The 23,029-nt window shown below is 60.6% G+C and carries 25 protein-coding genes and 2 pseudogenes; 14 read left to right on the top strand and 13 right to left on the bottom strand.

What is annotated here, in order from left to right:
- Nucleotides 1-2 precede the first annotated feature (2 nt).
- The 3 genes from OLX23_RS21115 to OLX23_RS21105 form a co-directional block, all read right to left on the bottom strand.
- A complete protein-coding gene (locus OLX23_RS21115; protein WP_264447138.1) occupies nucleotides 3-497 on the bottom strand; it encodes a hypothetical protein in 495 nt (164 codons plus the stop codon).
- Nucleotides 498-672: 175 nt separating this feature from the next.
- Entirely contained in the window at nucleotides 673-1,713 is a 1,041-nt protein-coding gene (locus tag OLX23_RS21110) for a helix-turn-helix domain-containing protein (protein WP_264447136.1), read from the bottom strand.
- Nucleotides 1,679-4,138, bottom strand: a complete 2,460-nt coding sequence (locus OLX23_RS21105) for a TonB-dependent receptor (protein ID WP_264447135.1) — start codon at nucleotides 4,136-4,138, stop codon at nucleotides 1,679-1,681. The genes OLX23_RS21110 and OLX23_RS21105 overlap by 35 nt, the downstream gene beginning before the upstream one ends.
- 325 nt (nucleotides 4,139-4,463) lie before the next feature.
- On the opposite strand from OLX23_RS21105, the gene OLX23_RS21100 reads away from it, so the two are divergent.
- From OLX23_RS21100 to OLX23_RS21065, 8 genes are all read left to right on the top strand, one after another.
- Complete coding sequence (locus OLX23_RS21100) at nucleotides 4,464-5,384, top strand: helix-turn-helix domain-containing protein (protein WP_264447134.1); 921 nt, start codon at nucleotides 4,464-4,466, stop codon at nucleotides 5,382-5,384.
- Nucleotides 5,385-5,394: 10 nt separating this feature from the next.
- Entirely contained in the window at nucleotides 5,395-5,916 is a 522-nt protein-coding gene (locus tag OLX23_RS21095) for a VOC family protein (protein WP_264447133.1), read from the top strand.
- Between the two features lie 13 nt (nucleotides 5,917-5,929).
- Nucleotides 5,930-6,322: a VOC family protein gene (locus OLX23_RS21090; RefSeq protein ID WP_264447132.1), complete on the top strand. Its 393-nt coding sequence runs from the start codon at nucleotides 5,930-5,932 to the stop codon at nucleotides 6,320-6,322.
- Between the two features lie 229 nt (nucleotides 6,323-6,551).
- Nucleotides 6,552-6,881, top strand: coding sequence for an ArsR/SmtB family transcription factor (locus tag OLX23_RS21085; RefSeq protein ID WP_264447131.1), 330 nt, complete (start codon nucleotides 6,552-6,554; stop codon nucleotides 6,879-6,881).
- Between the two features lie 10 nt (nucleotides 6,882-6,891).
- On the top strand, nucleotides 6,892-7,317 hold the full coding sequence (arsC, locus tag OLX23_RS21080) for an arsenate reductase (glutaredoxin) (RefSeq protein ID WP_264447130.1): 426 nt from the start codon (nucleotides 6,892-6,894) through the stop codon (nucleotides 7,315-7,317).
- A 1-nt stretch (nucleotide 7,318) separates the two neighbouring features.
- Nucleotides 7,319-8,392 carry an ACR3 family arsenite efflux transporter gene (arsB, locus tag OLX23_RS21075; protein ID WP_264447129.1) on the top strand — a complete coding sequence of 358 codons (1,074 nt, stop codon included), beginning with the start codon at nucleotides 7,319-7,321 and terminating at the stop codon, nucleotides 8,390-8,392.
- 17 nt (nucleotides 8,393-8,409) lie between these two features.
- Nucleotides 8,410-9,159, top strand: a complete 750-nt coding sequence (arsH, locus tag OLX23_RS21070) for an arsenical resistance protein ArsH (protein WP_264447127.1) — start codon at nucleotides 8,410-8,412, stop codon at nucleotides 9,157-9,159.
- Between the two features lie 176 nt (nucleotides 9,160-9,335).
- Complete coding sequence (locus OLX23_RS21065; protein ID WP_264447126.1) at nucleotides 9,336-9,686, top strand: hypothetical protein; 351 nt, start codon at nucleotides 9,336-9,338, stop codon at nucleotides 9,684-9,686.
- Between the two features lie 293 nt (nucleotides 9,687-9,979).
- Here OLX23_RS21065 and OLX23_RS21060 read toward each other — a convergent pair whose 3' ends face one another.
- The 8 genes from OLX23_RS21060 to OLX23_RS21025 all read right to left on the bottom strand — a co-directional run bounded on the left by OLX23_RS21060 (nucleotide 9,980) and on the right by OLX23_RS21025 (nucleotide 15,780).
- Entirely contained in the window at nucleotides 9,980-10,960 is a 981-nt protein-coding gene (locus OLX23_RS21060; protein ID WP_264447125.1) for an NAD-dependent epimerase/dehydratase family protein, read from the bottom strand.
- 148 nt (nucleotides 10,961-11,108) lie between these two features.
- Nucleotides 11,109-11,933: a phytanoyl-CoA dioxygenase family protein gene (locus OLX23_RS21055; RefSeq protein ID WP_264447124.1), complete on the bottom strand. Its 825-nt coding sequence runs from the start codon at nucleotides 11,931-11,933 to the stop codon at nucleotides 11,109-11,111.
- Nucleotides 11,934-12,377: 444 nt separating this feature from the next.
- Nucleotides 12,378-12,809: a hypothetical protein gene (locus tag OLX23_RS25850; RefSeq protein WP_264447276.1), complete on the bottom strand. Its 432-nt coding sequence runs from the start codon at nucleotides 12,807-12,809 to the stop codon at nucleotides 12,378-12,380.
- Nucleotides 12,809-13,042 carry a hypothetical protein gene (locus OLX23_RS21045; protein WP_264447123.1) on the bottom strand — a complete coding sequence of 78 codons (234 nt, stop codon included), beginning with the start codon at nucleotides 13,040-13,042 and terminating at the stop codon, nucleotides 12,809-12,811. Before OLX23_RS21045 ends, OLX23_RS25850 begins: the two co-directional genes overlap by 1 nt.
- Nucleotides 13,039-13,107: an excalibur calcium-binding domain-containing protein gene (locus OLX23_RS21040; RefSeq protein WP_264447274.1), complete on the bottom strand. Its 69-nt coding sequence runs from the start codon at nucleotides 13,105-13,107 to the stop codon at nucleotides 13,039-13,041. The genes OLX23_RS21045 and OLX23_RS21040 overlap by 4 nt, the downstream gene beginning before the upstream one ends.
- A gap of 221 nt (nucleotides 13,108-13,328) precedes the next feature.
- Nucleotides 13,329-13,970, bottom strand: coding sequence for a hypothetical protein (locus OLX23_RS21035; protein ID WP_264447122.1), 642 nt, complete (start codon nucleotides 13,968-13,970; stop codon nucleotides 13,329-13,331).
- 798 nt (nucleotides 13,971-14,768) lie between these two features.
- Nucleotides 14,769-15,005, bottom strand: a complete 237-nt coding sequence (locus OLX23_RS21030; protein ID WP_264447121.1) for a hypothetical protein — start codon at nucleotides 15,003-15,005, stop codon at nucleotides 14,769-14,771.
- A gap of 313 nt (nucleotides 15,006-15,318) precedes the next feature.
- Nucleotides 15,319-15,780, bottom strand: coding sequence for a hypothetical protein (locus tag OLX23_RS21025; RefSeq protein ID WP_264447120.1), 462 nt, complete (start codon nucleotides 15,778-15,780; stop codon nucleotides 15,319-15,321).
- 296 nt (nucleotides 15,781-16,076) lie between these two features.
- On the opposite strand from OLX23_RS21025, the gene OLX23_RS21020 reads away from it, so the two are divergent.
- From OLX23_RS21020 to OLX23_RS20995, 6 genes are all read left to right on the top strand, one after another.
- On the top strand, nucleotides 16,077-16,448 hold the full coding sequence (locus OLX23_RS21020) for a hypothetical protein (RefSeq protein ID WP_264447118.1): 372 nt from the start codon (nucleotides 16,077-16,079) through the stop codon (nucleotides 16,446-16,448).
- 73 nt (nucleotides 16,449-16,521) lie between these two features.
- Complete coding sequence (locus tag OLX23_RS21015; RefSeq protein ID WP_264447116.1) at nucleotides 16,522-16,644, top strand: hypothetical protein; 123 nt, start codon at nucleotides 16,522-16,524, stop codon at nucleotides 16,642-16,644.
- 1,540 nt (nucleotides 16,645-18,184) lie between these two features.
- Nucleotides 18,185-20,671: a hypothetical protein gene (locus tag OLX23_RS21010; RefSeq protein ID WP_264447115.1), complete on the top strand. Its 2,487-nt coding sequence runs from the start codon at nucleotides 18,185-18,187 to the stop codon at nucleotides 20,669-20,671.
- Nucleotides 20,671-21,513: an META domain-containing protein gene (locus OLX23_RS21005; RefSeq protein WP_264447114.1), complete on the top strand. Its 843-nt coding sequence runs from the start codon at nucleotides 20,671-20,673 to the stop codon at nucleotides 21,511-21,513. Before OLX23_RS21010 ends, OLX23_RS21005 begins: the two co-directional genes overlap by 1 nt.
- A 196-nt stretch (nucleotides 21,514-21,709) precedes the next feature.
- Complete coding sequence (locus tag OLX23_RS21000) at nucleotides 21,710-21,943, top strand: hypothetical protein (protein ID WP_264447113.1); 234 nt, start codon at nucleotides 21,710-21,712, stop codon at nucleotides 21,941-21,943.
- Complete coding sequence (locus OLX23_RS20995) at nucleotides 21,943-22,242, top strand: hypothetical protein (RefSeq protein WP_264447112.1); 300 nt, start codon at nucleotides 21,943-21,945, stop codon at nucleotides 22,240-22,242. Before OLX23_RS21000 ends, OLX23_RS20995 begins: the two co-directional genes overlap by 1 nt.
- 50 nt (nucleotides 22,243-22,292) lie before the next feature.
- Here the strand turns inward: OLX23_RS20995 and OLX23_RS20990 are convergent.
- Together OLX23_RS20990 and OLX23_RS20985 are read right to left on the bottom strand one after the other, a co-directional pair.
- Nucleotides 22,293-22,625, bottom strand: a pseudogene (locus tag OLX23_RS20990) (DUF4113 domain-containing protein); the annotation flags it as partial.
- Nucleotides 22,618-22,955 (bottom strand): annotated as a pseudogene (locus OLX23_RS20985) (transposase); the annotation flags it as partial. The pseudogenes OLX23_RS20990 and OLX23_RS20985, both read right to left, overlap by 8 nt.
- Nucleotides 22,956-23,029: the final 74 nt, after the last annotated feature.

Raw genomic sequence — 23,029 nt, 5'->3', positions numbered from 1 at the left:
GGTCAATTCGCGGGCACGCTCGCGTAGAAATCGATCCCCGCCTGCAAGGGGCGAACGTATTCGAGGTAGTGCCCGAGTTCAGGCGCCTCGATGTAATATGCGTCGATGAAATTGCCGGTCAGCGTCTGGTGCGCGATCGGCCATTTGCCAGCGGCGAGGTCGGCTTCGAGTTCTCGCCAGCCGGCCTCGTCGTGAACGACGAAGCCGAGATGATGGAAGCGGATCGCGAACTCGTCGGCGGGCAGCGTGGCATTGTAGAATTCCGTGCCCGGGCCACTCGCTGCGATGATCTCGAGGACCTGGCCGCCCGCCCAGGCGAACGCGACCCTGATCTGTCCGCCGCTGGGCATGGGGCCTTCGATGAACTGGAAGTCCTTGATGCCGTAACGGTCCGAGAAGATCCCTATCGCTCGGTCCATATCGTTGGTCACCCAGGCCGAGTGCGAATGCTCGCGCCCCAAGAGCGCATGGCCTTGCCGGCTCGGTTTGCGTTCCATCAAGGCCGTCACATCGTCTCTCCCGCAAACATCCAGCCGCCAGCCTCGTCGAGTTTGACTGGCTGGCGATGTCTGGAAATCACGAGTGTAATCTCGGTAAATTCGACTGCCTGCAATATGGCGGGCTATGAATATGTCTGAATTTATCGAGTTCGCCTAATTTAGCGGACTTCGTTCATCGCCGTCGCACCTTGCTGGGCGAAGTGCCCGTATGACGGCGATAGGACTGGGCGAAGCTGTCCGAACTGGCGAACCCCAATTCGCGGGCAACCTCCCCCAGCGGTTTTTCGGTGGTCATCAGAAGGCGATGCGCGCGCTCCATGGTGACTTCCTCGATGAAGCGTCCGATGGTCTGTCCGGTCTCGGCCTTGAAGGCGCGGCTCAATTGCCGTTCGGTCAGTCCGCAAATGTCGGCAAGTTCGGTGACGCGCGGTGCCGGTCCGGGCTGCTGGATACGGGTCATGATCGAGCGCATGCGCCAGGTGGCGAGGACGCCCGCCAGGACATCCGGCCGGGCAGGGCGACCCCGCCGAAACTGCCGGCTGAGCTCGACGCAGATGATGTCGATGCAGGCCTTGATCACCATCTCGCGGCCGAGACCGCCGCGAATGAGTTCCTCGTGTATGCGGGCCATCTGCGTTTCGATGCCAAGGCCGCTGCGCCACTCGCCGCTGAAGGGACCGAGCGCGGACCAGTCGATTTTCTCTCCCGCGAGCTGCTCGAACCGCTCGCAATCGATCGCACAGTGGAGAGACCGCAATGTGCCGCTCGGAGCGACCAGATGGTAGGGCGCGCGCGGTATCATGACCAGGAGGCGTCCTGCCTCGCCGATCTGCGAATCCTCGTCACCCTGGAGGATTCGCTCGACGCGCGTATGCGCGGGGCGCGAGGTCAGGGCCATGTTGATGACCAGAGCGTCGTCCATCGCGAAGACGGTCTGCTCGAGTGGCTCGGTCCAGAAGTATCGGCGTACTTCCACGAGGCCGCCGGCGAACGCGTAGCTCGTCTCCACCCGGTGAGGAACTGGCACTGCCGGAATTGAAGCCTCCTCTCGCACCCCGCGCGCCGATCTAGAGCAAATCTCGAATCTTGCGATAGGCACAAGCAAGGGATTGGCGAAGGTTTCGCCGGGCTGTGGGCGGCAGGACGATCGGCCATGCCGCCCACCGCTGTCGAAGAAATCAGCGTCCGAAACGGTAGCGAAGGCGCAGGCCATACATCCGCGGCGTACCCAAGGTCGCGACATAGAAACCAAGGCTTCCGAACGAGGGGACGAAGCTGTAGTACTTCTGGTTCGTCACGTTCGTCGCAAAGGCGGCAACGTCGATCGGCGAGCCGAGCACCGAATTCCAGGACAGGTTGAGATTGACGAGATTGCGCTCGCCCAGTTCGCCCAGGTTCGAGCCGTAGGCCGCCAGCAGCGCAGGGTTGTTGAAGTCGTACGAGGAAAGCTGCTTGCCGATGTACGAGTAGGTGGCACCGAAGGTGATTTTCCCGATGCTGAGGTCGAGGGGCAAGGTGTAGCTCGCCGTGACGGTGGCCTGGTGCTTGGGTGAGAGCAGAAGCGGATCGCCAGGCCGCACCTGCGCGCTGACGACGTAGTTGGGGTCGCTGGACACCAGGGTCTCGATCTCGCGGATCGTTGCGTTGAGGTAGGTGTAGCTGCCGTCGAGCGTGAAGCCCGCGAAGGGAGATACCGACGCCTCCACTTCGGCGCCGTAGATGCGCGATCGGCCGGCATTTACGATGCCGGTGGTCGGCGAGAGGCTGCGACCCGGCGCCGCGTTGAAGCCGACCTGGATCTGCTGGTTGGAGAAGTTGTTGTAGAAGGCCGAGAGGTTGAAATAGCCTCGTACCGCTCCGTTGAAGGTAGCCTTGAGGCCGGCTTCGTAGGAATCGACTTTTTCCGGATTGAACACACGGTAGTTTGACGGCGACGTCGGGAAGATCCCGCCGGCACGGTAGCCGCGCGCATACTTCGCATAGACCATCAGCTCATCGACGGGCTTGTAGTCGAGGCTGACGAGCCAAGTCGGCTTGTTCGACGACTGCTTGGCCGTGATGATGCAACTCGGAGCCGAAGCTGCGTCCGTGCAGGTGCGCTCGACCGGACCAGTGAAGGGCGGCGTCACCGGGAAGGTGAAGCTCAGGAGCTCGTTCCTCGTCTGCTGCTCGTCCCAGGTATAGCGCAGACCCGCGGTCAGCTTCAGGCGCTGCGTCAGGTTGAGATTGGCCTGGGCATAGGCGCCGACGTTCTGGAAGCTCGTGCGATTGCGGACCCACTGTATGTTGCCGACCTTCACGGGAAAGGCGAAGTTCGACTGGGCGCTGAAACCGATGCCAAGCAAATCGGTGCACTGGAACCCATCCGAGGAGCCGTTGGCGCAGGATAGCAGGACGGGCGATGCATTGATCGTCTCGCCAAGCGGCTTGCTCGTCTCGTAGTAGCCGCCGGCCTGGAAAGTGAGGCGCTCACCCATTGCGCTGCCCTGGATCTGCAATTCCTCGACGAAGGTCGACTGGCTGCCCATGTCGTAGCCGGGGGGCGACTGGACTGTCGAGAACAGGACGTTCTGACCCGGTGCCAGGGTGAACAGGCTGCCACCGTAGGAGATCCTGAGGTTGTTGCGCAGTTCCGCATAGCTGGCGATGTTCTTGATCGTCAGGTTGTCGCTGGCGCGCCAGGTGGTCGTATTGACGACCTGCCACTGGTCGATCCGCGAGCGCGGCGAGGTCACGCCGTTCTGAACCGTATAGAAACCGGCGCCGCGGGCATTGGCGGCGGCGATCTGGGGGCAGGCGAGCGAGCCCAGTTGCCCGGCCGCGTCGCAGGCGATGAGGCGCTGGATGGTGCCGTTGTTGTCCGAATGAAGATACGAGAAGATGGTGTAGTTCTCGAGATCGGGCGTCAGGTCCGCGACCAGACTGCCGCGCACGGCAAGGTAATCGACGTCGGCCAGATTCTTGGGCCCGATGCCGGAATCGTTCTTGAGATATCCATCTCGCTTCTGCCGATCGACCGCGAGGCGAACACGCAACGTATCGGCCAGCGGCAGGTTCAGCACGGCCTGCACGCGCTTCATGTCGTAGTTGCCGATGCTGCCCTCGACATAGCCTTCGAGGTCGTGGGTCGGCTTTTGCGGTACGAAGAGGACCGCGCCGCCCGTGGTGTTGCGTCCGAAGAGAGTGCCCTGGGGGCCCTTCAGGACCTGGATGTTCTGCAGATCGAAGAAGTTGCCGGGGCCGGCGCCGTCACCCATGAGAACGCCGATCGATGCCGCGCGCGGCGCCACCACGTCCGCGAAATAGACACCGACCGAGGGCGGCGTGCCTATGTCCTGGATGAAACCGCGCAGCGAGAAGTTGGTGTTGTCCGCGCCGAAGTTGCTGTTGGCGGACAGCGAGGGCGTGTAGTTCACGAGATCGAGCGCGTTGACCACATTGCGGTTCGCCAATTGCTCCTGGCTCAACACCGTGATCGAGATCGGAACGTCCTGGAGGCGCTCCTCGACGCGCCGGGCGGTCACGACTATGTCTGCGTTGCTCGAATCGCTCCCCACGTCCTGTGCGAAAACCGGCGAGGCGAGGCCCGCGCCGATGACGACGCCCTGCATGATCGCGATGATTTTCTGAGCTTTCACGTCTTCCTCCCCATGGCCCGACGCTCTTGCGTCTGGGTGTGTTAGATAGTCTTCACTTTCCATAGTGGGGCGGTGTAGGATAAGGACAGAGGCGGCCGGCTCTTGCGGCGAAAAATGTCCGAATATCGCAAGTGAGATGCGAGGATTCGCGATATGATGGCGCCCCAAGGCTGGATTGGATGACCGGATTCGTGGCGCAAGGCTCGCCAGATGGCCGGCCCCGGACCTGAAAAAGCGTGCCTGTCGTGGCCTGGCGGGGGCGAGAGACTGAGCTGAGAAGGCCAGCGGACTTGGCGCAATGGCGCAGTCTCGGAAGGGGAGAGCGATGCAGAACATGCCAAGCGAACTGGCGCATCCGTCACCGTCGGTAGAGGCGCTGGCGGCAACGACGATCAATTACGACATCGAGCGGCAGGTGGTTCTCGATTGCGGGCTGATCGAGGTCGGAAAGTTCAGCTGGACGTCTCCGGTCGATGTCCGGTTGCGTCAGCTCGATGACCGCATCTCGTTCAACCTCGCGCTTTCTCCCAGACCCGTGAACGGGTTCCTCTACAAGACGGATCACTTCGGCCGCGAGCATCGTCGAAAGCTCGAGCGCATTGAGCTGATGAACCCCGGAGACGACTATCGCATGCTTCTCCCGCCTTGGCAGGTGAGGGCGATGTATTGCTCCATCGATCGCAACGAATTCGAAGGCCTGCTCGACCAACCTCTCGCCGGCGGCGCCGATGATTGGCAGGCCCATATCCGCCCGCGGATGTCGGTCATCGGTCTGCTTCTCAATCGCATCTACGAGGAACTGCGCGACCAGAATTTCGCCTCGGCGGCAGCCCTTGAAGCCTATGCCAGTGCCTTGCGGATCGAGCTCGTCAGATGTCTTCGGGCGTCCCAGTCGGCACAGTCGACGATCCGCAAGGGCGGCCTGGCGCCCTGGCGGCAGCGGCTGCTTCACGAGCGGATTTCGGCCGATGCTCCGGCCCCGCGACTGCCCGAGCTGGCGGACATTTGCGGCATGACGGTCAGGCAATTGAGCCGGGCCTACAAGGAGGAGACCGGCAAGACGCTGGGCTGCAAGATCATCGAAGTGACGATCGAACGGGCTGTCAGGATGCTGATCGAAAGCGACCTTCCGATTGCCGACATCTCCGCCGAGCTGGGCTTCTCCTCGCCTGCGAGCTTTACCTATGCATTCCGCCGCTCGGCCGGCGTCCAACCGCGCGAATTTCGCAAGCGAGCGGCATCCTGAGGCTGCGGCAATGAACGATGGCAATTCCCCGCTGGAACGGGCCTCGACCTTCGCCGGGCTTCGCGGCCTTCTCGCGGGGAACGAGCATTTCCAGTGCGCCTACGTGACTTCGGACCTGGACCGGGCCTGCGAGGTTCTGGGCCGGCGCTTTGGCCTGGGCCAGTTCAGCTTTCTTGATGGCGATCTGATCGGTGGCGGGAAGATCCGTGTGGCCTTCGCCTGGGCGGGGCGCACCATGTACGAGATCATCGACGCTTCCGGTCCGGGGGGAGCCTTCTACACGAACCGCCTGCCGACTGCCGACTTCGCGATCCGCTTCCATCATCTGGGCTTCCTCTTGCCCGATGAGGCTGCGTGGTCCCAGATGAAGTCGAGGTTCCTCGAGGATGGTCGCGAGGTCGTGTTCGAGACGTACAATCCCGGATTCATGGACGCGATCTACATCGATGCCCCGGAGCTCGGGCACTACCTGGAATACATTCGCGCCGAAGAACATGGGATGGCGTTTTTCAACGCGGTGCCGGGTAATTGAGGAAGCACCCGCGATGACGGCACAGGCATTCGGCTTCACCAAGCTGGTTGTGGAGGATCTTGAACGGGCGGAGCTGTTTTACTGCGAGGTCTTCGGCCTGCTGCCGCAACACCGTGTAACCACAGAAGCGCACGAGTTCGCGCTGGACGAAGTGATCCTGTCGCGCACCGCAGACGACCATAAGTTGATTTTGGCGCGATACCGCAACCGGCGGTGTCCCCCAGCCGGCTCGGCCTGGACCGGATTTGTCGTCGCCGATCTTGAACTAGCACTTGCTTCGGTTGTCAGGAGCGGCGGCGCAATCAGGGTGCCGATCCATGACAATCCTCAGCATCATGTGCTCGCCGCAATCGCATCGGATCCCGATGGCCATCTTATTGAGATTATCCAACTGGGTCGCAGCTAGAGCCTGCGGTTTCTTCGAGCAATCCTCCGACCCTGCGAAAAGCGCTATTTCGCCGACATTCCAGCCGTTCGGGGTGCCGCAGGCACTCCTCGAAATCCGCCCTTCGTTCATCGGCGATAGCCTTAGTCTAGGCCATTATTGGCAGCGGATAATCGAATACCTGAACCAACGTATCGGAAAAATTCGATGCGTATTGACGGCCTTCAATTGCATCGGTTAAATCCGATGTATGGAAACCGATTCCGCCCTATCGATGCTGGCCGCGCTCGCGCATCCTGTGCGGCTAGCGACGTTCCGCCTTCTCGTGCGGCATGAGCCTGAAGGACTGTCGACGGGGCAACTGGTCGAGGAGAGTGGGCTGACTCAGAGCACTTTCTCGACCCATCTCGCCGTGCTGGCGAAGGCAGGCCTGGTCATGTCAGAGAAGCGCGGTCGCCAACAAATCCAGCGCATCAGTATCGATGCCTTTCGCGACCTCATGCTCTTCCTTGCCAAGGACTGCTGCCAGGGGCGCCCCGATCTTTGCGAGCCGCTGCTCGCCGAACTCACCTGCTGCTGAAAGGCCGGCCATGACCACGATCGTCATCTACCACAATCCCGACTGTGGGACCTCGCGCAACACGCTTGCGCTCATCCGCAACTCCGGCGTCGAGCCGCATATCGTCGAGTACCTGAAAACACCCCCTTCGCGCCCGCTCCTGGTGGAGATGATCAAAGCCGCCGGAATGACACCCCGAGAACTCCTGCGCGAGAAAGGCACGCCCTATGCCGAACTCGGCCTCGGCGATGAGACGCTTTGCGATGAAGCGCTCGTCGACGCCATGATGGCGCACCCGGTCCTGATCAATCGCCCGCTCGTCGTCACGCCGATGGGTGTGAAGCTTTGCCGTCCCTCGGAAGCGGTGCTCGACATCCTGCCAGACGCGCAGCGAGGGGCATTTGCCAAGGAAGACGGCGAGCAGGTGATCGATGCTTCCGGGCAGCGCGTGAACTGACATGGCATCGGCAGTCGAAGCCGCACCCGCCAAGCCGGCGATGGGCCTGTTCGAGCGTTGGCTCACGCTCTGGGTCGCGCTTTGCATCGTTGCCGGCATCGCGCTCGGCCATGCAGTGCCGGGCGCCTTTGCGACTATCGCCTCGGCCGAAGTCGCCCAGGTCAATCTGGTCGTCGCGGTCCTGATCTGGCTGATGATCGTGCCGATGCTGCTCAAGATCGACTTCGGGGCGCTGGGCTCGGTGCGCCAGCACTGGCGCGGCGTCGGCGTAACGCTCTTCGTCAATTGGGCGGTCAAGCCGTTCTCGATGGCCTTGCTGGGGACCCTTTTCCTCGGCTGGCTCTTCGCGCCTCTCCTGCCGGACGGCCAATCCTCGTCTTACATTGCCGGCCTGATCCTCCTTGCCGCCGCGCCTTGCACGGCCATGGTCTTCGTCTGGTCGAACCTGTGCGACGGCGATCCGACCTACACACTGAGCCAGGTGGCCCTGAACGACCTGCTCATGGTCGTCCTGTTCGCGCCGATCGTCGCGCTTCTGCTCGGCGTTGCGTCAGTCGCGGTGCCTTGGGCGACGCTACTGATATCGGTCGGCCTCTATATCGTCGTGCCCGTGATCGTCGCGCAGCTACTGCGCCGATCGGTCTTGGCATCGGGCGGCCAGCGCTCGCTCGATCGTCTGCTGACCAAGCTCGGCCCGCTATCCTTGGTCGCCTTGCTAACCACGCTCGTTCTGCTCTTCGGCTTTCAGGGCGAGCAGATCGTCAGGCAGCCCATCGTTATCGCTCTGATCGCCGTGCCGATCCTCATTCAGGTCTATCTGAACGCGGGCATCGCCTATCTGCTGTCCCGCCGCCTTGGCGTCGCCTGGTGCGTTGCTGCACCCGCTGCCCTGATCGGCGCGTCGAACTTCTTCGAGCTTGCGGTCGCTGCGGCGATCTCGCTGTTCGGGCTCAATTCGGGTGCTGCCCTGGCCACCGTCGTCGGCGTGCTAGTCGAAGTGCCCGTCATGCTGTCGGTGGTCTCGATCGTGAAATCCACCCGCGGCTGGTACGAGCGCGCCGCGCCGGCACGCTGATCAGGTCAGGAATTATCATGTCACGTCTGCGCACTCTCTCCGATCCTGACCTGTTGCCCGCGCTGGATGGCCGCTTTGCGGTCGCCAGGCCCGGTTCAGGTCTGGGCGACGATCTGCCGCCGCCGCGCATCCCGCTGCTCTACGGTTCGCTGCGCGAACGCTCGTTTTCGCGTTTCGCGGTCGAGGAAGCGGCGCGCCTGCTACAGCTCTTCGGCGCGGAAACCCGCATATTCGATCCGTCCGATCTTCCGCTGCCGGATCAGGTGGCCGGTGACGACCACCCGGCAGTACACGAACTGCGTGAGCTGTCGATGTGGTCCGAAGGGCAGGTCTGGTGCAGCCCCGAGCGGCATGGGGCGATCAGCGGGATCATGAAGGCGCAGATCGATCATCTGCCTTTGGAACTGAAAGGAATGCGCCCAACGCAGGGACGCACGCTTGCCGTGATGCAGGTGTCGGGCGGCTCGCAATCGTTCAACGCTGTCAACACGTTGCGTCTGCTTGGCCGCTGGATGCGGATGTTCACGATCCCCAACCAATCGTCAGTCGCCATGGCCTACAACGAGTTCGACGGGGCAGGGCGCATGAAGCCCTCGAGCTACTACGATCGCATCGTCGACGTGATGGAGGAGCTTGTGCGGTTCACGATCCTGATGCGTCCGCACGCGGCGCAACTGGTCGATCGCTATTCAGAGCGAAAGGCATCGGGGACGTTGATCGACCCGCCGGCGCAGAAGGCCAATGCAGCTTTGACGGACGGGAAGTAGTCGCCAACATTGCCGCCGTCCGACAGTCCTTGTTCGCTACTCAATCTCTGACATTCGTTCATGATGGATGAATACCGGCGCTGGTCTGGTTCTTTGCGGAGAATTCGCGCGACGTCTCGCGGCCAAGAGCAGGATTACGTTTGCGAAGAACGTGCCGAACGTGACATATTATCCGCATGATTGAAGTCGTGATTAGCTCGGTCATCTCAGCAGCGGCGTTGCTGGCTCTTGTCGTAATGTCACGGAAGGCTGACAGGCGCTTCCAGCATATGGATCGTTTGCCGATGCAATGGTCCCTCGGTGGCGAAGTTACGTGGACTGCGCCTCGCCGGATAGCGCTCTCGGTCATCCCCGGTGTCGCAATCTGCATCCTACTCGCAGCGGTGCTTTCGACAGCTTTCCTGAAGCCTCATCCTGGACAGGAGGGGTTGGAAGTTCCTGTCGTATTGATTTTGGCGTTGTCTATGATTGGGGTGCATGCTCTTCACATCTGGTTGGTTGGCAAGGTCACGGGCAGCCAGAACTGATAAAGCAACGTTCCGAAATCTATGTTTGGTCGACATAAACGTTGGTGGAACCTCGGTTTCAAAGGCGAGGATTGGGTGCTCAAGGCGGTCCTTCCGGCCGCGTCCGCCGACCTACCCGCCGTTCGACGGGCCCGATCCACTCCCTGAGAGCGGTCCTTTGTTCACCGAGAGAAAAAGGGCTGGTGATACCGACGGGCTGGGCGACCTTGCTGTTCTAGAGTGATCGTTCGAACGGTGGGTTTCATCAGCAGCCGACATCCGGCCTCTGCTCCCGCCATCTGCAGCCGAATGGATCAAAAGACCTTACTTTCGGTGGCGCGCAAATTGACCTCGTTAGGTGAGACGTAGCTCGCGTTATGCGCGAAAGGCATCTTCTCTTGACCGCGAAGCGCGGCAAGAACCGCGCCGAAATCGTCTTTGCAGCGGAACTTGAGATCTCGCTCTATAGCAGAGGGATCGTAGATCCGCCCAATGCTTGTGGGCAGAGACCAGCCCTTGGCTGCATATAGGCCCGCGGCGTCAGGAAAATACCGTGCAATCACTGCGGGCGCATGCTCCTTCAGTTCAGCGCAGTCTTGTCGTTGAAACGGCGGGGGAGCCGAAACGATGTAGATACCAAAACCTATCGTCGGCGATTGGTTCAGCGCGGCTATATGCGCATCGACGCAGTCCTCCACCGTCAATCGACGGAAGAGCAACTCGTTCGCCTTCATATTCTCACCCGTAAGAACGCGATGCGTGTCGTCGTCCTCCGGAAAAAAGCGCGCCGTGCGCAGAATGATGATCGGCAGACGACTCTCTGCGTGGGTAAGGCGGCACAGATCTTCGGCTGAGCGCTTCGTTACGCCATAGATGTTGCGGGGTTCGAGTGGACCGGCCTTTTCATCCAGCCATATGGCTTTCGCTGACACTTCGTCTCTGATCGCCTGGGTAATCATCAGGGAGGTCGTCGAAGTGAACACGAAGCTTCGCGAGTCATAAGCAACCGCGGCTTCGAGGAGGTTCAGCGTCCCCATGACATTGACGTCAACGAAGCGCTGCTTGGTGTATCGGACGATATCGGGTTTGTGCAGAGCACCAGCGTGGACCACGCCTTCAAAGCCGTGCTTTGCGAACAGCGCTTCTATAAGTGTTGTGTCGCTGACGCTCCCCAACACATCGGTAGTTGGCGCGGGGACCGGATCGATTCCAATAACGTCGTGCCCTTGCGCTTTGAGCGCGGGCACCAAGAACCGGCCAAGCCAGCCAGACGAACCGGTCACAAGAACTTTCATTCGTGCCCGGTAGCAGTTCGAGCGACAAACTGAAAAGCGTCTGCTGTCGCCTCTTGCGGTCGAGATCCGCCATGCGGCTTTGCCACCCGTTTTCCGCCGTGTCTGTTTTTCCTCAGGAATTCAAAGCAGAAGGCCCGACCAAATCTTCCTACTCGTCGGAAATCGCATCCACGATCGCCTGCTCAACGGGCGAGTAGCCTCCGTCCTTCCGATGCAGAGAGAGGGGCTCGCGCGGCATCAAAGGCGGTTGCGCCATGAACCGTGGCGCTATTCCCCGATGCAATTGCGCAGCGTGCACGAGAAACGGATGACACAGATATACCGTGCCCGCATTGCCCAAGGCCAATTCCTCCCGCCTCTCCGCCGAGCTGGCGAAACCATCTGCGGCAAGCTCGCGAAGGGTCAGGCCAGCTTCGCCTGCGGGGGCGAGTTGCCTTGCGATATCAGCATGAGAGCCCACGCGGATGCGGGTCGGCGCATCATCGACACCAACATCTGAAAAAAGGAACAGCATAAGCAAGGCTCGCCCCTTGCTGCTGACATTGGCGCGCCACTCCATGAAGTCCGGGTGTTCGTATCCAAAGCTAACATCAATGTGCCAACCATCGTCGCCGACCGACTCTTGAGAGGGAAAGCGAATTGGAAAAGTGCCAAGGGTTCCACGAGGACACCAGCGGCCAGCACCGACAAGCTGATCGAATGCCGCACACAACTTCGGCGTATTTGCTGCCTCCCGAAACGGGGCATGGCTGAATTGGTCCAGTCGCACGACCGGCCGGGTCCATGTTGAACGATCGTCGGGATCGCAGCCGGTGGCTTCCCACAAGATTTCGCGCGCTTGTACCGCTGTATCTTCGCCGAAGGCCTCGTCGATACGGATGAAGCCGTCGCGCACGAACGCGGCAATGTCATCTGCGCTCAGCGCAGGATCTGATTGGTTTGGCATAAAGTCTCTCAAAAAGGCGTGGATCATCGGGCGGCAATGCCGCCAATGGAGCCGAACCCGGCCCGCTCAGATCAGCGGGAAGGCGAACGCGCGATTGAGAGTGATGAACTTCATACGCCGATCATAACCCGGTGTGCAGCTGGCGCAACTACGGATCGGCAGGGTTCACGGTTCGCACGTCGGCTTCTGTCAGATCCCGACGGTCATCCTCCCACTGGCGAGCGTCGAGAGCTGGTCGGGGAGCGGCGCTACGCGCCGAGACCGGGGGCAGGGCGGCGGTCGCCGACATTGCCGCCGTTCAAGCAACGGTGCGGTGTCCTTGAAAGCGGCCGGTCGTTCATTACATCCGGGAAGGCTTAGTCGGGGGCCCGATCGTCGGCATTTGGAGGCAGAAAACCAAATGCGGCCACGCGACCTATTCAAGCGAGTCGAGTCAGATTGATATCCAGTTCGGTGGGATGCCCATGCAGCCTAATCGGCCGCGCAGAGGTGGCGTTTCCAATATAGCTCCCAGCGAAGCGCCCAGCCACCTCGCACGATAGCGCAGCTCAGATCTCCACCGCGAGGAGACACGCACCAAGCCGCCGTCCTTGATCCGCCGGCCGAACCTTCCGACTGACAGCGCATTGTTGGTCCGCGCACCAGCACATGACCTTCACGGCCTCGGCCGATTGGAACGCCGACCAGCCTCACCAACTCGTCACGTGACCGCTCGGCGCTGACCGCGGGGCAGGGTTGGTTGGTTCGGCATCTCCCATCCATCTCTCTCGCGGCAATGCCAGCGAGGCGTATGCGCGGCCCTTCAGCGCACCAGATCGGGCCGTCACCGTCATAGACTGCTGTAGGAGTGCAAGCGAACGCCTGACCCGCAGGGACGATCACGGCTGCAATGATAGCTGAGATCAATTTCTTCCGTCTACTCGATCAGCTTTCAAGCCACGATCCTGAAATGCGCTCTCTGGGATACAGGTCGAGAAGCTCTTGAGCGAATTGTCCTTATATCCGATCTCGCGCTCGATTTCCCGTCCGAATGCATTGCAGGCTGGCTCGTTGTCGAAAGCTTGGCGCATGACAACCTTCGGCTGTAGCCCACCGACCAAGACGTCGAAGATGACATAGAGAAACAGCCATTTCACTCGCAGGCGATCCCGTCGCCGTCGCGATCCAAGCGCCTACTATAGCCCGGATCACCGGATCGCATACGACGATAGCCGTTGGCCCGAGCATCTGCGCAACTGCTGAAAGACACGTCGGCGCTTGATGACGAGAAGTAGCTGGCTGACCCGCCGCTTGATCGACGCCGCCCGCTAGACCGCCTCTTGGAGGATGATCTCCGCTTGGCCTCTGCTTCCCCTGGCACAAGCACGAGAGCGAGCAAGCCAGCGATCATATAACGCCGGCTGGCTGCCGTTCCCTTGTCGCTCACGGTTTCGTCGTGACGGCGGCGGGGATCACCCCTGCGGCCACTGGAGCGGGCGCAGCGGCGGGCACCTCCAAGACCTGTACGGGCGCGACGGTACGGAACACGATATCCTCGTCCAAGAAGCCCTTCGTAGCCGAGCCGCTGGCGATGTAGGCGCTGGTGCCGGTGGTAAAGAACCCAGCGACCGGGATGAAGGCGACAGCTGCGACGACGCCGCCAGTGCCGGTCACACCCTTGTCGTCGAATGTGCCTGTCAGGCGCACGTGGCGGTCGCCCAGGCGCAACGAGAGCACGCGAGCCCCGATGTAACCCGACTTGCCCCACATGCCCTTGTTGCGCACTTCGGTGATCTCACCGACCGCAGGTGTGCCAGCGGGAATTACGGTCACCCCGTTCTGCGTCACGTTCGCCGAGACTTCCATCTGGATGCGCTGCCCGACGCGGAGCTGTTTCTTCTTGGTGGTCAGTTCCTCGCGGATGATGAGCGGGATCTCGTTACCGGCACGGAGAACGTTGTCCGTGGTGTTCGGCTGGATGACGGCGACCTGGGCGGGCGCGGCAGGCTGCGCCACGACGGCTGCGTTTTGAGCGAAAGCCGGCACGGCTGCCGACAGCGCAAGAAGCGCGATAGCTTGTTTCATGATTGGCCCCCCAGCGCGTGCCCCTCACGCGCGAACTGTGATCAAACCACCAACCCGCTTTCTCACAAGCGGCAATGCCTCCAATTTGGATGAAAGCGACGCGGGCGGGCGGAAGCGCCCTGATGATTGGTCGAACTGGCCGCCAACCTTGGGCGGCGCGAGTAGGGCGACGGCCTTTGTCGACATTCCGGCGGCTGACATCCGATACTTCAGGGGATCGTAGGGCGAGCACGACATCGGCCGGTCGCAGAGCATGAGCGCAGCGCCCAATCGAATCGCCCTCCGGCGCAACGGCCAGTTATCTAATTGACATCCAATGACCTAGCGATCACTGCGACGCCGTGCTCGAAGGAGTGCCGCGGGGGCTTCTTGAGCGACCTGTTGTCCCGGCGCACCTAACCCCAACCCTCGCTTCGGCGGGGGTTTCTTTTTTAGGTAGCGAGTTTGTTGGCAGGCACTATCTTGGCCAAAGCCACTTAGCGCCTCCTAATCCGCAATGGTGGTCAGGGTCGTCGGCGGGCTCACCACCGGCGACCCGTTCGAGGTTGCGATATTCATCCCGCTCAGCAAGCCTCCGGGCAGGGAGCGCGACTATCGTTCAAGCAAAATCTGTCGATCGCCAAGCTAGCGGGCTTGTCGGCAATCAAGCGCTTCTGGCGGCAAACAAAGCAACGCGCTGAATGTGGCCGGGCGCCGTAGGCTACCCAGCGCCCGGCCTAGTCGAGTGGAGCTACTCGATTGGCGCTCACATACCGATAGGAGACACGGCGGCGAGGCCAAACTCGTTGACCCGGTCTCCTAGTGAGGTTGACGTACCTCAGCTTCGAGTCTCGCCTGAAAGCCTGAGCTGAGCGGGCCGACAGCGTCGCCGAAATGATTTTTCAGCGCTGCGATCTGCTCGGTGCCAAACGATTCCACCAAGCCACAGTGGGGACACGTGAAGCGCAATGACTCAAGATCTCGGCCCTGCAAAGGGACCGCGTAACGCTCGCCGCCGCATTCGCAGCCGGCATAGATCACAGCATGATCGGACATTATGTTCTCCCAACGTGGGCCTCGTTGATAGCAGCGCCGCCTGAACCGAGGCTTTCAACGTTGAGGTCGATCGCGAGATCTGGGTCCTCGGTGAGGTGCGGACCCGGTCACGGCTGACGCCGGGTCCGCGCAACAGCCCTTAATAACGCGTTGGTTAACAGCGCGCTAAGTGACGGATATCGCGACAGCATCAAGCGCTAGTGTGAGCCGGGCGCGAACTGCTTTGGCTCGAACGCTCGCTGTCGTCATGCTCTCGATGTGGAGGTCGGGGCAGGCGTTTGATCTTGGCCCACGACATCTCCCAGCGTGCTGATCATCTGCAGATCCCGTACGATGTCATGACGGCATAGTTCCCAACGAACATCGTTGAAACCGCTGCGAAGCGCTTAGTGCCCTTGTCGTCCACGTTCACGTGAATCAGATAGCTCATCACATCGCCACCAGCGGCGAGGGCAAATGACTTACTCAGATCGGAGCCCTCAAGCGACCTTAAGTTGAGTCCGCCTGCTCTGGCGGACGAAAAGCCAAACTGCGGTTCATTCCACAGGACGTCTGGCCCTGAGGCGCCCTCCAGCTTGATTCGAAAGCCTTCTTTCGCGGTCCCGGGCTGAGCCTGTGTCACCGAAGGTCGATCACTGATCAGGTAAGTGGTGCGGGTTTCGGTAGCAGCACAGACTAGGTCCGCGGCTTCCGCCTGGGTTCCGAAAGCTAGCGCGACCAGCCCAAGGCCTAACCTAATCATCGCGATCGTCCCCATGTATTCACAGCGGGCCATGCTGGCAGCGCTCGGTCGCCTCTACAAGCAGAAGGTATTGTCGTGCGCACAACGGGCGAAACTTCGACCTGGCCGTCGCCCTGGGGGGTTCGAGAAGGGCGACGGCTTGTCGTTGGCCTTGGGCGCTGCTCCCGGCGATAAGCTATCACCTTTCACTCAGGCTTCGCGCTGCGAACTGAAGCGGCTTTGGATGTTTGTCTCTGAGAGGCTCAGACGGTCCCGATTTACTCGCCGACTTTCGGAACGCAAGGGGAACATGCTAACGCCGTGGTTTGCTGAGTCGCCCGGAGGTTGGAATGCCCGACGATCTTGAAGTGCCCCTGGAACTGTTCAGCTCAATCCCCGATGATGCCGACGAACACACCAAGCGGTATATGCGCGCTCAGACTGTCATTCAGTCCGCTTTCTATTCGCTCTGTGATCGAGAGACGTCCCCGGGCGACGCGACATTGGGCTATGCCGAGCTTGAGGATATCCTTTGCCTCGCCCAGGCGATGCTGATCGCAGGTGATCTCAGCCTAAAAACGAAGCGCGACGTCCGGCTACGCGCCGAGGAGCACGCGAAGCTCGTGCGATCTGCGGCCGAGATGCTGAAGGAAGCCGGGGATCGGCAAACTGTCGACATTCTCGATATGCTGCGCCTTCGCCGATCGAGCACGGCAAATTGACGCCGTGGCCCACCGCTGCCGCCTTTGCACTACCAACGATCGCGAAAGCCTCGTCGAGGAGCTAGCCGCGCGCATGTGGGAAAGCCGCCGCGATCGTGAGATCGACCCAGACCAATGGTCGGACGCGCCGCCTTACTGGCAGATGGTGATGCGCGGATTTGCGTCCGAGACAATCAAGATGCTCGGCGATGGATGAGGCTATGGAGGTGCTTCGACGAGCCGCGCTTCGGTCCGACGAAGGTAAGCAAACGGGGCCAGAGATCAGGCTCGCCCTAAAGGCGCTCCGGTTCGTAGGCATCCCGAACGATGCGACCGGGGCGCCTGCGTGCCCCGGTGTCCTTTTGCTTTCGCAACTCGCGCCCGACGGCGATGTCGAATGTATGGGGTGGATCCGCATCAATCTGACGTCGCCCTCAGCCAACCGACAGTGCAAGTTCAACGACACAGAATGGGTAGCCGCGCTAATCGCTCGGTACAGGCGGTCAAATCGGCAGGACCGTGCAAGATCGGACGTTCACCGAAGCTGATATGATCGGCGCTGTCGCAAGGTGCCAGGCCGTGGTGCCGGAAGCGTTATCGGCCTTCGCCGACAGAGCTGCCGTTAGACAGTTCGCTTGCCTTCCCTGGTGCCTGCCGTCTGTTCATCTCGTCGCTGCGTTGGCGCAAACGACAAGCCTTGGGACTTTGCTGCCGCTCATCGCTTTGCTGGCAATGACCGTTGTTGGGCTGTCACCTGCCTTTCAGCAGCACCTTTCGCACCGACCTCCCCTTCAGCTCAAAATCGCATGGTATCAGCGATTTTCGATGCCGAAGCGCATGCAGAGGGCGACGCGCACTTTGCCATCATCCGGAGTGTCCAAGGCGAATAATCCACCCGATCGATCGTTCGGCCTCCAACCTGCGCCAACCAAAGCAAGTCACCCTCTGGGGCAGCATGATTTTTTTGGCGCCATCGGAACGCGACCAGTTCAACTTCATCAATTTTCTTACGAGAATACTCTTCGTACCCAGACATAGGTCTACCGCCATCGTAGGGTCCGAAAACGAAATCGATTTTGTATGTCGATCCTCGCAACTCGTAGATCTCGGAATCAATCCCGTTTCCGGGCTTGATGTCATTCGAGACGACTTTCGGAAGCGAACAGCAGCCCGAGATCACGAACCGATCGGCAGACCGGAACTGAGGCAAGCCGGCGACGGATTTTTCGCTTCCTTGAACTTTCTGCCGTGACCAAGGTGGAACGTCGGAACATCCTGAACTCCCGACGACCAGGCACGTCGTTAAGACCAAGCAAAAACAGCGATTGAGCCGCATTTATGAATCCCGCGAGACATTATTCAAAGCAATAGCTTCCCTCTCGGGATTGGTTCCCAGGCATCTAACTCACCAGTCATTCATTTGGCTGGTGTGTGCTAGGTCTGAGAGAGGATCATGGATGCCGTCACTTGCGAAAAAATGCGTTCTAATCCTTTTGCCTTGCGTGGCAGCCGGCGCTGCGTGGGGGCAGGACACCTCTCCTCTCGCTGAACGATGCTCGGCGCTCACCGTCGAGGAACGCGGGGCAATCGAGGGCTATTCCGGACCGTATCGCGGGGTCGCATGGTATGCGGAAAGCCAGTGCGTCTCGATCGCCGAGGCTCAACGGCGCATGGAAATCCAGAACCGTCATGCAGTCGCCCCCCGCACAGAGCCGGGTCCACCGCCCCCGCCACCGCCAGACAGCATAGGCGCGGTCATGTCGGCCGTAACCGAACAGGAGGCCTCCACATTTGCGGGCCTCTGGATCGAACATCAGCCAAAATACCGCGTCGTCGTGGCCTTCACCCGCGATGCTGCGCGGACGCTCTCCAAATACACGCGGGATCCCTTGTTCGAACCGCTTGACCGCCCGGGACCGACGCTAGCGGCGTTGCGCGCTACGCAGGAGCGGCTGACGCGCGAGCTGACTGCCATCAATGCACGTCCCAGCTACAGTTCTTCAAGCGAGCAGACCGGGCGTGTCGAGATCGGCCTTGCCGTAGAGGCGGACATCGTTCGCAGCGCCCAGAAAGCTGGACGCATCAACATCCCCGGCTATGTCGATCTGATCCCGCCGCGCCCGCTTCGGTTTAACGTTCCTCCTCCCTTCGCGGGCGATGCGAGGCTGCACGCCTTCCCCCGCGCCTACTATCGGCGAGGCGAATTGTCGACGATGATGCCGTCTTCGAAACGCAAGATCATCGTCTACGAAGGCTGCCTGTCCTTACAGGGGGAAGATGGTCCCCGCACCATCCTGTGGTCGAATGAGGCCGCCGTCGATCGTAGCCAAAACGGCGTGATCGCGATTGTCGATCGCGAGAATGGAGCCCGCGTTGCGGTCGGCGAGGATGCCGCGCTAGAAAGCTCTGCCATACCCAAAGGCTGGAGTGAACCAGTCATCGACACGGACCCGCGCTGTCCCGGACCGTACATGTTTATCGCCAGCTTCGAAACCTGGGCTGGATATAGGGACCGGGTGCTACAGGCGCAGGCCGAGGGCATCGCGAGGGATCAAAAGGTCAGCAAAGCGGACGCGCTTGCCGGGCTTCGCAGGACCGAGGCATTGACGGAACGCCTGGCAGCGCTGGCGCCGCAATTGAGCAAGTCAGCGCCTGATCGCTTTGGCGGCCTTGCCGCCTATGATGGCAAGGCAACCCTTTATCTGATGGGCGGTGAGGATGCGCGGCTGCTTGTCGCCGTACCGGCCGATCTTCGGCCGCTTATTACCACTGTTGCTGTTCCGCGTCCGCTGGCGGTGTTGCAGTCTAAGCGGCAGAAATTGCGCGACCAACTTGAAGCCATTGGCATAGAGGCCCGTGTCGGATGGGACATCCAGGCAGGACGGCTGACGTTGACCGATGTGTCAGATTTAAGAGGCCTCGCGCAGGCGGCGCAGACTGGTCAGGTCAACCTCTCACCGGATATCGATCTCACCACCGACGGGGCAACACTGGCGGGAAGCTACATCCCTGATGCGCTGGAGGTCGTCGACCGGGCCGCCGAAGCAGCACCCGATTTTGCAGTGATCCGCACGCTGATCGAAGCGACGCCAGTACCTGCGATCCTTGCAGGCGGCGGAGAAACCGATCCCCCTCGTAAGCCTAGCCGCGTGCAGTCATTAGATATCGCCCGCTTTCTCGTGACCTTGGGGTTCACCGCCGACCGCATCCGCGCATTGCAGGCCGCGGGGATCGATCCTGTGAATGCCTGGGTGCGTCAGAACGGGTTTGCCACGCCTGCGAACCAGGCGGTGTTGGCGAGAGAAACTGTAGTGGTCGAACCCGTACGGACTTACGAGGCCCAACTCGGTGACGGTTATCGCTCGACGGTGGTGCTTCGCGTGATCGAAAGCCTGAAAGGGGATGCCAGGTCCGGCGACCTCCTTACGATGCGGATGGTTTCGGGGCGTGAAGGCGACGCCTATGTGCAAGCGAACGAAGAGCCGCCCCTGCTCGCAGGACTTCCCGGAGCGATGACGACCGGGACGCGATGGATGCTCAACCTGTCTGACGGCTTCTATTCGCGCAGCGCGGCCCTTGTCGGAGGCAAGAATGCCTCTCCCGCCGGCTCGCGCTGGTATGTTTCGTGGTCGACGTTTGCGCGGGTCGAGGGCGACAGGGTGCTGTCGTATCGTTCTGATGAACAGATCCATAGTCTCGACGCCATTCGTCGCGAGATAGCGCCAGTGGATGAGGCATTCGACCGTCTTCCCGCCACCAGAGTGCTTCGTTCGGATCCGCCGCCATCCATAGATGACGCGATGTCGGCGCGTGCCAAGCCCGTTGCGGAAGCGTCAGTCAGTGATGCGGGTTTGCAGGCGAGCGACCTTGATCTTCTGTTCAATTTGGCGATTGAGCAGGCTGGACCGTCCTTCGGAGCGATGTGCTTTGCGATCCAACCGCTGGACGAAAACAGGCCTCGCGACGTTCCACAGGATCTCCTCGATAGATTCGGTGTTAGATTCGGCCTGCCCGCTTATGCAGCTTCGCAATGCGGGTTCCACATCTATCCCTTCGTGAAGGCAACGCGCGACCGGGCGACGCTGTACACGGCTCGGATCACGCGCAGGGAGGGTGACGGTTCACTGATCGTCATGTTGAGCGCAGCGATCGCTAATCTTGGCTCATATTCGGCCGAGTATCGTTTGTCCGGGAACGTTGGAGCGAGGAAGGTCATTCCCACCGGCATTATGGTGGTTTCCTGATGAAGCAACTTTCCAGCCCTTCGATCGGACTAGCGGCAGCCATCCTTGCCGGTTGTTCGCCGACCAGTGATCCTGTGCCACCCCAAAACTCCAGAAGTGACGCGAGTGGCACGCCGGCATCTACGGCGGCGCCTCCCGCCTTCGAAGGGCGATGGATCATTACGGCGTTCGACGGCAAACCCTCGGCGTCAGCACCGGAAGGCAACCGCCGTCCAACGGACCTTTCCATCATGCCGAGTAACTATGGCGCTAATGCAGGCTGTAATAGCCTGTTCGGAATCGCGGTTTTTCACGAAGGCCGATATTATACGCAGCCAGGTCCTCCAACCTTGCTGTCGTGCGGCGAGATCGTAAATGCGCAGGAGGCCGTGCTCAGCAGAGTGATGCGGGCGTCTCCTGCGGTTATCTTCGCCGGGGACAGCGGTGCAACATTACAAGGAGGCGGTCATAGTTTGAGCCTGCGACGTGTGTCCGACGACAAGGCGCCAGTCACGAATGCAGCGCCGATGTTGAAGGGTAAGCGGATCGAACTCCTCGCCGTTGATGGCCGATATCTGCCGCAAAGCCGTCAGATCACGTCCAGTTTTATTGATTTTGACGACGAGGAATGGCGGGCAACTGCGGATTGTGGCACGTTGTCAGGAACTTGGCGGCAAAGCGGTTGGGTTATCGAGGCGTCCAGCAAGTCAGCTTCAAAAGATTGTGGCGCTGATTCAGTCATCGATGCCGGCATTCGATCCGCCCTATCGTCGCACGCGCGCTTTTCGATGGGCCCAAATGGCGAATTTATCATGGCTGGAAGTGGCCACTGGATATCTGGTGCTTATGTTGCCCCTGAGTAAATTGCTCACCGAGCACATGTTGTCAGTGCTTCAGCCCTTTGCGTTGCGTTGTCTCTTCAAGGGAGATGCGCTTAACCTGCGCCAGCTCCTACTGGTACGAATGGGATGCCAGCTATTTCATCAATCGCGCACTTGCCGCTGAGGATCAGATGCGGTCGCGATATGGCTATCCCAGCCTTGACCAGACCTAGCGGGCATGTCTGATGGCAAGCAGATCATTCTCAGGCAATTTAATTTCCAGGTCGATCCGGCTTGGTTATATGGCATCTACATAAAAAAGGCGAACACGGTGTACTCTGCGAATGGAATCCGCGTGGTACTGAAAAAGGTGCCCGCTTCGGTTTCGCCAGACAAGGTGATAGTGCTGGTGTCGCCCCCCGACATCGATCCCGCCTATAATTTCATCTGTCTTCCCGAAGGCGTGCAGTGATGACCGAGGGCAACCTTGCTGGGCTAAAGGAAAGGTATCCTTATACGACGGATTATCTGGAAACAGTGTTTGTTGAACAGGGTGGCATTTTCGAAAACTATGACAGTGCCGTGAGCTTTTTTTATGAAAGCTCGACCGAAAGCTCCGAGGAACTGGAAGCCAATCTTCGCGAGGAACGGGCGGCGTTTTACCGCGAATTCCTTACTTCCGAAGATCGGATCGAGGCATTTTCGCGCCTCGGCGGGGTTGCCCGTAATGAACAATCTTTACATGTTTATTTGCCTGAGCTGCCAATTTAAGCGGGCTATAGCTAAGAGCATCCCGAAATTCATTGTGGTCGTGGCATGAGCTATCGCGCCACTGGAATCTCGCTGATTCGCGTCGTCCAGGCCGGGCTTTTCTGACTGCGTTTGGTGTCGAAAGCCTTCGCGCCGTGGCCTTGAGCTGCAAGCGTGATGGTGTTGCGACCGAAACGGCTATTCGGGCCGTCTATGGCGGCCAGCAATGCCGGGGCCCGAGGGTCGGGCGCGGCGAATAGGTCGGCCTGGCCCGCTTCTACCGGCGTCAGGTCCTCCGACAGCACGCCGCATTTCGTATAGACGCCCCCCGGCTGAAACATGGCCTCCGTCATCTGGCTGACGATGCGCAAGATGACACGGGGGTCATTGGTCGGCGGCGACAGCCATCACCCCTCGGATGTGATCGATACAGCGCCGTCGACGCGCGGGGCTCAGTAGTATCTCCCTTGGCGGCCTCCTGTAGGAACAGCTTGTAGAGCGTCAGGTCCGACACCGCTTGCCGTAGCCGGGCATTCTCGCTCTCCAGGTACTTCATCCGCCGGGCCTGATCCATTCGTCAGGCCGCCACTTTCCTTGCGCTAGCGATAGCAGCTCTGTTCGGTGACGCCGATCCGGCGGCAAGCGTTAACCACCGTCCCACCTTGCGCTAACACGATCTCCGCCTCACGCAGCTTACCGATAATCTCCTCGGGCTTGTGCTTGCGAGGTTTGATGTCTGCCGAACGGTGGGTCTTGGCACAAGCTGACGTTCCCGCATCTGGCGACGAACGGCGTATGTTGGTCGCAA

Source organism: Novosphingobium sp. JCM 18896 (assembly GCF_025938095.1).
In the GTDB taxonomy this organism is placed as follows: domain Bacteria; phylum Pseudomonadota; class Alphaproteobacteria; order Sphingomonadales; family Sphingomonadaceae; genus Novosphingobium.
Note: the sequence above shows the minus strand (reverse complement) of the source record. Positions and strands in the feature narration are given on the sequence as shown.